The sequence below is a fragment of the Variovorax sp. GW821-FHT09A10 genome (assembly GCF_059418385.1).
This window is the reverse complement of the sequence record NZ_JBWKPT010000020.1, coordinates 1-8966: the sequence shown is the minus strand read 5'-3', so window position 1 is coordinate 8966 and position 8966 is coordinate 1. Positions and strand designations below refer to the sequence as shown.

The 8966-nt window shown below is 66.8% G+C and carries 5 protein-coding genes and 1 pseudogene; all 6 read left to right on the top strand.

What is annotated here, in order from left to right:
* Nucleotides 1–355, top strand: a pseudogene (locus AC07Q9_RS31525) (hypothetical protein); the annotation flags it as partial.
* Nucleotides 356–548: 193 nt separating this feature from the next.
* Nucleotides 549–1556 (top strand): DUF6708 domain-containing protein, encoded by a 1008-nt coding sequence (locus tag AC07Q9_RS31520; RefSeq protein ID WP_495312959.1) that lies wholly within the window; start codon nt 549–551, stop codon nt 1554–1556.
* A 374-nt stretch (nt 1557–1930) separates the two neighbouring features.
* A complete protein-coding gene (gene tssK, locus AC07Q9_RS31515) occupies nt 1931–3262 on the top strand; it encodes a type VI secretion system baseplate subunit TssK (protein ID WP_495312958.1) in 1332 nt (443 codons plus the stop codon).
* Nucleotides 3263–3294: 32 nt separating this feature from the next.
* Nucleotides 3295–4641 (top strand): DotU family type VI secretion system protein, encoded by a 1347-nt coding sequence (locus AC07Q9_RS31510; RefSeq protein WP_495312957.1) that lies wholly within the window; start codon nt 3295–3297, stop codon nt 4639–4641.
* A complete protein-coding gene (gene tssM, locus AC07Q9_RS31505) occupies nt 4638–8243 on the top strand; it encodes a type VI secretion system membrane subunit TssM (RefSeq protein ID WP_495312956.1) in 3606 nt (1201 codons plus the stop codon). Before AC07Q9_RS31510 ends, tssM begins: the two co-directional genes overlap by 4 nt.
* On the top strand, nt 8240–8869 hold the full coding sequence (tagF, locus tag AC07Q9_RS31500) for a type VI secretion system-associated protein TagF (protein ID WP_495312955.1): 630 nt from the start codon (nt 8240–8242) through the stop codon (nt 8867–8869). The genes tssM and tagF overlap by 4 nt, the downstream gene beginning before the upstream one ends.
* Nucleotides 8870–8966: the final 97 nt, after the last annotated feature.

Here is an 8966-nt window from a genome sequence, read left to right as displayed (position 1 = left end):
GGGTAGGGTTTTACGTGGGTCAGTCTTAGACGGAAATTACTGCGTTAGCTGGGTCAATTTTCGGCGGCAATCAACACACTGGCTGCGAAAGGGATTCAGCGGTGCAAGCGAGCACTTTGAAGAAACCGTGATGCACCGTTCGCACGCGAACGACGATCTTGCAGGTGGTGGTACGTCGACGGGAACCTACATCAACTATGCCGCCAACCTGCCTTGGGCACCGTTGAACAGCCTGGCCGAGCGACTGTGCTATTGGCCAACTTTTCCCGAAGAGTGGAACAGCGACTGCGGCCAGAAGCGAAGAGAAAGCGGCGTCGGACCTGAGGAGCCAATGCGGTGGCCTGCCAAATTCTGAGTCGCGACGAAGCCATGGAAAGGACGATTTTGGCGGCTGAGCTTCGAATGGAGTGGGTGCGCAAGCTCATGGTCAGCCAGGAAGTTGCGCATTTGTTCAATTCGCACCCGGCCCCGCCGCTGGCGCCTCAGTTGTCACCGCGATTTCCGTTCGATCCAAGGAATCCCGTGAACGATGGCGTGGGCGGCTTCCGATGATCGGCGGCATCAACACCAGCGGGCGCAGCACCGACGAGGATCGCACCGATGGCAAGGTCATCGGGCTTGTGGAGCGCTATGCCAACAAAAGACAAAGAGTCACCGGAGTAACCGGCCATGGCGGACAGCTCACAGGTGTCTATCCAGATGTCATCGAGTTTCAGAGGGTCTACCTGACGGGTGGAGGGGGTTTTTATACGGCGTATGGCTTCGTTTCTGGGGTTCTTGGCACGTACTTGTTCACAACGTTCATGTTGGAGGGAATGATTGGGTACGAAGGCTACGGCGTTATCGCCTTCGCCTACATCGGCTCCTGGTCCTTCTTTGCATTCTTCGCCTACCTCGAACTCTTCGCCCCCGCCGACAGCCCCCTCTACTTCGACCGCAAGCATCGCAAGGTCTACAAGGTCACTCAGTCCGGTGCCCGCCGCTGGCGCTTCTTCGGCCCTCGCAACTCCAGCCTTGTTGCTTACGACTGGGACCTGATCGACGCCGAGCACCACACCACGTTGCAGGCCAGCACAGCCACGGCGAGTCGTGTGCACCACCTTGTCTTCCTCGTGCGCAAGAGCAAGGACGACCCGACCATCGTCGACAGCTTCACCTTCGCCAGTGTCGACTTCGTGCCAGCCTTGTGGGAGTACATCCGCCGCTACATGGAGAAAGGCGCTGCGCCGCTGGTGCAGGGTGAGTTTCCTCCAGTGTCGAACACTGGCGCGTATGTGCCCTGGAGTGACTTCGGTGCGGTCGTCCCTTTTCTTGACCAGCCGGGGCAGCGCTGGAAAGAGCAGCCTTGGAAGACCTTACTCAAGTACATCAGCATGCCTGTCACGGTGCCGCTGTACATGCTGTGGTTGTTCTTCAACGGCTTGACCGTCTGGACCGCACAGAAGGTCGAGTGGCCCGAAGAGATCAAGCAAGCCATCGGTCGATTGATCAACGAATTGGACCTTCGCACCGACACCTACCGCAGGCTGCGCCCCGGTCCGCCACCGGAGGTTTGATGTATCTGGTGTGGCATCTCTTCAATGGCCTGACGGTGTGGACAGCACAGAAAGTCGAGTGACCGAAAGAGATTGAAGGCACGATCGTGCGCCTGATCAACGTGCTTGACCTGCGCTCTGATATCCACAGGAACTTGCGACCAGGCCCGCCGCCCCAGCTCCGATCGATTCTGTGCGTCGACGGCACTTTCCGGCCGCATCCCGCCAGAGCATCCAAGCCACGCCCGGCCCCGCATCTACTCCCTTCGCCGTACCCCTCCCGCCCCACCTAGGCCATTAGCTAGGCCTTAAGGCGGATTTGCCTCCCGCCCCCCGCGCCGGAAACTTCGTGTTTCTTCTTACTTCCCGGCACCCTTGCCGTAGACGGAGTGCGGATGAGTTGGCGAACCAAAGTGGTCTGGAGCGAGGGGATGCTGTTGCAGCCTCAGCACCTGCAGCAAAGCGAGCGCCATGCCGACCATGCGCGGCATGTGCTGTTGCGCACCACCACGCCCTACGCCTGGGGATTCGCCGAGGTCGAGATCGACGCGGCGGCGCTCACGCTGGGCAAGCTGGCGCTGGTGCGGGCGGTGGGCATCTTCGGCGACGGCACGGTGTTCGACATGCCGGCGGTCGATCCGCTGCCCGAACCCATCGAAATTCCTGCGTCCATGCGCGACGAGACCGTGGTGCTGGCGCTGCCGCTGCGCCGCGCCGGAGCGCGCGAGGCCGACGCTGAAGAATACGAAGAGCTGGTGCGCCACCGCGTGCTGGAGTCGGACGTGCCCGACTCCAACACGGCCGGCGAGCGCACCGCGATGCTGCAACTCGGCCAGCTCCACACGCGCCTGATGCGTGCCAGCGAAGCCACCGATGCCTGGGCGACGCTGGGCGTGGCCCGCGTGGTCGAGCGCCGGGTCGACAACCAGGTGCAGCTCGACCGCGCGATGCTGCCGCCGCTGCTCGACGTGGCCGGCCATGCGGTGATCCGCGCCTGGCTCGACGAGTTGCTGGGCCTGCTGCGTCAGCGCGGTGAGGCATTGGCCGGGCGCATGACGCAAGGCGGCACCGGCGGCGTGGCCGAGATCGCCGACTTCATGCTGCTGCAGGCGGTGAACCGCAACGAAGCCATCTTTGCGCACCTGGCCAAGAGCGCGATGCTGCACCCGCAGCATTTCTTCGAGCACGCGCTGGGGCTGGCCGGCGACCTCGCGAGTTTTCGCGACACGCGCCGCGTGACGCGCTTCGGCCCCTACATCCACGACGACCTGGCGCTGAGCTTTCGACCGCTGATGGACGACCTGCGCCGCAGCCTGTCGATGGTGTTCGAGCAGTCGGCCATTCGCATCGAGCTGCACGACCGCAAGCACGGCGTGCGCGTGGCGATGGTCACCGACGTGGAGCTGCAGCGCAAGGCGACCTTCGTGCTCGCGGTGAACGCGAACATGCCGAGCGAGGCGCTGCGCGCGCGCTTCCCCACGCAGGTGAAGATCGGCCCGGTCGAGCGCATCCGCGATCTCGTGAACCTCGCGCTGCCGGGCGTCACGCTGACGCCGATGCCGGTGGCGCCGCGCCAGATTCCTTTCCACACGGGCGCCAACTACTTCGAACTCGAAACGCGCAACAGCGACCTGTGGCGCCAGCTCGAGCAATCGGGCGGCATCGCGATGCACATCGCGGGCGATTTCCCCGGCTTGGACCTCGCGTTCTGGGCCATTCGTTCCTAGCCACCTCTGGCTGACGGAAACGGAACATCACCATGAGCACCCCTCCCGACCCCTTTGCCGCCTTCGAGTCCGAGCGCACGGTCATCAAGCCCAAGCCGCGCACGCCGGGCGGCGCGCCACCGGCTCCTGCGCCCGCGCCGTTCTTCGGCGGCGCCGATCCGACGCCCGTGGCCGAGGTGGGCGAGATCGGCCTGCTCAATCCGCTGGTCTCCGCCGCGGGCAAGCTGCTGGTGCTGATCGGCAAGCTGCGCAACCTCGCGCAGCCGCCGAACGTGCCGGCGCTGCGCGCGTCCACCGCCGATGCGGTGAACCAGTTCGATGCCGCGGCGCGCCGCGCGGGCGTGGGCAACGAGTCGGTGCTGGCCGCGCGCTATGTGCTGTGCACCGCGCTCGACGAAGCCGTGGCCAACACGCCCTGGGGCGTGCAGGCCGGCTGGAACAAGCAGAGCCTGCTGGTGCAGTTCCACAACGAGACCTGGGGCGGCGAAAAGGTGTTCCAGCTGCTGGCCAAACTCGCGCAGGACGTGCCCACGCACCGCCAGCTGCTCGAGCTGATCTACAGCGTGCTCGCGCTCGGCTTCGAGGGCCGCTACCGCGTGGTCGACAACGGCCGCGCGCAGCTCGACTCGGTGCGCCAGCGCCTGGCCGACCTGATCGCGAAAGACCGCCCGCCGGTCGAGCCCGAGCTGTCGCCGCACTGGCGCGGGCAGGGCGCGGGCACGGTGCGGCTGCGCGAGTCGCTGCCGCTGTGGGTGTTCGCGGCCGGCTTCGCGCTGCTGCTGGCACTCGCGTGGTTCGGCCTGCGGCTCACGCTCAACCACCGCTCCGACACCACCTACGCGGCCGTGTCGAGCCTGCGTGTGCCGAACATCCAGATTGCGCCGCCCGCCGCGCCGGCCAAGTCGCCGCGGCTCGCGCGCTTCCTGGAGCCCGAGATCAAGCAGGGCCTGGTCACCGTGACCGACGAGGCCGACCGCAGCGTGGTGCGGCTGCGCGGTGACTCCTTCTTCGGCTCTGGCAGCGCCGAGCCGATGGCGGCCTCGCTGCCGGTGCTGCGCCGCATCGGCCAGGCGCTGGCCGAGGTGAAGGGCGAGGTGCTCATCACCGGCCACTCCGACAACCAGCCGATCCGCTCGCTGCGCTATCCGTCGAACTGGCACCTGTCGGCCGCGCGCGCCGATGCGGTGAAGGGCGCGCTCTCCACGCTGGTCGAGCCCGCGCGCATGCGCTCCGACGGCAAGGCCGACGCCGAGCCTGTGGTGGCCAACGACACGCCGGCCAACCGCGCGCGCAACCGCCGCGTCGACATCGTGCTGCTGACCGAACCCGAGCGCCTTGCTGCTGCACCGGCTGCTCCCGTTCCAGGAGCGACGAAATGATCAAGAAAATCTTCGGCTTCCTGTTCAGCCCGCTGCTGCTGACGCTGCTCGCGCTGATCGTCGTCGCGCTGCTGATCTGGTGGATCGGCCCGCTGGTGAAGATCGGTTCGCTCGCGCCGCTCGAAGGTGAGATGACGCGCGCTATCGTCATCGGCGTGATCGTGCTCGTCGTGGTGCTGCGCGCGCTGTACCGCCGCTGGCGCGCGCGCCGCGCGAGCCAGCACCTGACCGACGGCCTCATGAAGGCGCCGGCCGCCGCCAAGACCGGTGCACCGGTCGACGGCGAACAGAAGATCCTCGACACGCGCTTCAGCGAAGCCGTCGCCACGCTCAAGCAGATGCGCCTGCATGCCGCCGGCAAGAAGCCGGGCTGGCGCGACTGGCTGTCGATCTCGGGCGGCAGCTACCTGTACGACCTGCCGTGGTACGTCTTCATCGGCGCACCGGGCGCGGGCAAGACCACGGCGCTCGTCAACTCGGGCCTCTCGTTCCCGCTGGCCGAGAAGTTCGGCCCCGGCGCCATCCGCGGCGTGGGCGGCACGCGCAATTGCGACTGGTGGTTCACCGACGAGGCCGTGCTCATCGACACGGCCGGGCGCTACACCACGCAGGACAGCCACCAGTCGGAAGACAAGAGCGCATGGGAAGGCTTCCTGGGCCTGCTGAAGAAGGCGCGCCCGCGCCGGCCACTCAACGGCGTGTTCCTCACCGTGAGCGTGGGCGACCTGCTGAGCCAGGGCCCCGAAGCGCGCACGCAGCTCGCGGCCTCGATCCGCGCGCGGCTGCTCGAGCTCGACAGCAAGCTCACCACGCGCCTGCCGGTGTACGTGCTCGTCACCAAGAGCGACCTGCTCTACGGCTTCACCGACTACTTCGACGACCTCGGCAAGGAGCAGCGCGCGCAGGTCTTCGGCTTCACGCTGCCGGCGGACGAGGACGTGCAGCGCGAAGAGAAGGCCCTGTCGACCGCCTTCAACCGCGAGTTCGCCCTGCTGCACAACCGCGTCAACGACGGCCTCATCGCGCGCATGCAGCGCGAGACCGACGGCACGCGCCGCGCGGCGATCTTCGGTTTCCCGGCGCAGTTCGGCTCGGTCGGCCCGTTGCTCTCCGACCTGCTCGAACAGGTGTTCACCGGCTCGCGCTTTGCGCAGCCGCCGTGGGTGCGCGGCGTGTACTTCACCAGCGGCACGCAGGAGGGCAGCCCGATCGACCGCGTGATGGGCAGCCTGGCGCGCAGCTTCGGCATCGAGCGCGCCATGCTCGCGCCGCAGAAGTCCAGCGGGCGCAGCTACTTCCTCACCGCGCTGCTGCGCGAGGTGGTGTTCCCCGAGCAGCGCCTGGCCGGCGCCGACGTGAAGCTGGAGCGCCGCCGCAACACGCTGCGCCTGGCGGGCGTGGCCGCCATGACGCTGCTCACCGTCGGCCTGCTTGCGGCCTGGGGCTACAGCACCTGGCAGAACTACAACTACCTGAAGTCGGTCGAGGCGCGCGTCGAGCCCGCGCAGAAAACGCTGGCCGCGCTGCCCACGCGCGTGCAGAACCTGGTCGAGGTCGCGCCCGTGCTGCAGGGCCTGCGCGACATCTGGAAGACGCCTGACAACCGCCAGGGCGACGAGCCGCTGTCGATGACGCTGGGCCTGTACCAGGGCGACAAGCTCGACGCCGCCGCCATGCTCACGCACCAGCGCGCGCTCAACGACGCCTTCCTGCCGCAGATCGCCAAGCGCATCGAGGACCAGCTGCGCACCGCGCAGAAGGACAACCTCGAGTTCACTTATGAAGCCCTCAAGAGCTATCTGATGCTCTACCAGCCCGAGCGCTTCGACCCCGAGGCGCTGAAGGCCTGGATCACGCTCGACTGGGCGCGCAACCTCGACCGCGGCATTCCCGAGGACCAGCGCAAGGCGCTCGAAGACCAGCTCGACGTGCTCATCGCCCAGGGCCCGCCGCGCTCGCCGCTGAAGATGGACGAGAACCTGGTGCGCAGCGTGCGTGCCGTGCTCGCGAGCTACCCTCTGGAGCAGCGCGTGTTCAGCCGCCTGAAGCGCCAGCGCGCCACCAAGGACATCCCGGGCTTCAGCGTGGCGCAGGCCACCGGCCCGTCGGGCCCGCTGGTGTTCGAGCGCATCAGCGGCAAGCCGCTGAGCGAGGGCGTGCCCGGCATGTTCACTTACGACGGCTACCACAAGCGCTTCCAGAACGAGGTCGTGGTGCTCACCGGCCTGCTCGCCGCCGAAGACCCGTGGGTGCTCGGCCAGGACCGCAACGCCAGCGAACGCCTGCGCGACGCCGCGGCGCTTGGCGCGCTCACCGACCGCGTGCGACGCCTGTACCTCGAGGAGTATGTCAAGCAGTGGGAAGCGCTGCTGGCCGATGTGCGGCTGATCCGCGTCAGCGGCCTGGAGAAGAACATCGAGACCGCGCGGATTCTCTCGGGCGTCGATTCGCCGCTCGCGAATTTTTTGCGTGCGGTGGTCAAGCAGACCACGCTGATTCCCGCGGCCGATGCCAACAAGGACGTCGTGAGCAAGGCCACCGAGACCGTGCGCAACACGCGCAAGGGCCTGGAAGACCTGTTCGGCAGCGACCCCGGCAAGCAGGTGGCGCCGGGCAAGCGCATCGAGAGCATCGTGGACGACCGCTTCGAGTCGCTGCGCCGTCTGGTCACCGCCGGCGGCCCGAACCAGCCGGCGCCGATCGACGATGCGCTCAAGCTCTTCAACGAGGTGTACGTGTACCTCAATGCCGTCGACACGGCCGTGAAGGGCCGTACCTCGCCGCCGCCCGGCGATGTGGCCGGCAAGCTCAAGTCGGACGCGGGCCGCCTGCCCGAGCCGGTGCGCAGCATGATCGAGAACCTGAGCCAGACCGGCGCCGCGCAGGCGCAGGTGGCCGAGCGCGGCAACCTGAGCCAGGACCTGCGCCCCGTGACCGAGTTCTGCAACCGCGCCATCGCGGGCCGCTACCCGTTCGTGCAAAGCAGCAAGCGCGACGTGCTGCCCGAAGACTTCGGCCAGATGTTCGGCGCCGGCGGCCTGATGGACGACTTCTTCCAGAAGCGCCTGGCCGCGCTGGTCGACACCAGCACCCGGCCGTGGCGCTACAAGCCCGTGGCCGAGCGCGGGGCGATCACCACGCAGGCGCTGGCGCAGTTCGAACGCGCGGCGCGCATCAAGGACATCTTCTTCCGTGGCGGCGGTCGCGGGCCGTCGATGCGACTGGACTTCAAGCCGGTGGAGATGGACGCGGGCATCACGCAGTTCATCCTCGACGTGGACGGGCAGCTGGTGAAGTACGCGCACGGGCCGGTGGTGCCGATGGCGGTGCAGTGGCCGGGGCCGAAGGGGAGCAACCAGGTGCGCGTTCAAGTCAGTCCGCCGTCGACGACCGGGAGTTCGGGGTCGGCGATGGATGGGCCTTGGGCTTTGTTCCGTACGTTGGATGACGGGCAACTCGAAGCGGGGGATGCGCCGGAGAAGTTCTTCATCACGTTCCAGGTGGGGGCGCGCAAGACGCGGTTCGAGGTGACGACGAACAGCGTGCAGCATCCGATTCGGTTGAAGGAGTTGCGGGAGTTTTCTTGTCCGGAGGGGTTGTGAGCTTGGCCTCTTCTTCGCTCTTTATTTCCGACGAACTTCCCGGCTGGTTTGGGAAGTTGCCGGGGATGGGGGACTTTGCGCATCGGCGGTTGCCGGAGGCGTTTCGCTCGGTGTGGGATCCGTGGTTGCAGCGCGGACTGGCTCGGTTGCGGGATCGGCATGCGGATTGGACTGCTCACTACCTGGAGGCGCCTGTGTGGTGCTTTGCGCTGGGGGCGCAGGTGGTGGGGGAGCGGGGGTGGATGGGGGTGTTGATGCCTTCGGTGGATGGGGTGGGGAGGTACTTTCCGTTCACTCTTGCCGTTGAATTGGATGAGGGTGTATCTGATGCGCTGCGCGGAGAGGCGCTCGTTGCTGCGCTGCGGTGGTGGGCGTTGGGGACGCGGGCTGTGTTGGAAGGGCTTGAGAGTGATTTGGATGCGCTGCGGTTTGATGCGGTGCTGAGTCAGTTGTTTGTGGGAGCTGCTGCTGAGCCTTCCGCTGAGGATCGGTCGCTTGACTTGCCGCTGGCGGGGACCTCGCTTTGGATGGAGACGCCTGGCTTGGAGGGCGGGGTTCGGATGCTGGCTACCGGGCTTCCTCGGGATGTGCAGTTCGACGCTTTGTTTCTCGGGGGTGGGGAATGAGGTGCCTGCTTTCTTTGGGGTTCCGGGGCCGGGTCTCGCCCCGGCAGGCGACCTACTTTTCTTTGCTTCGCCAAAGAAACGTAGGCAAAAGAAAGGC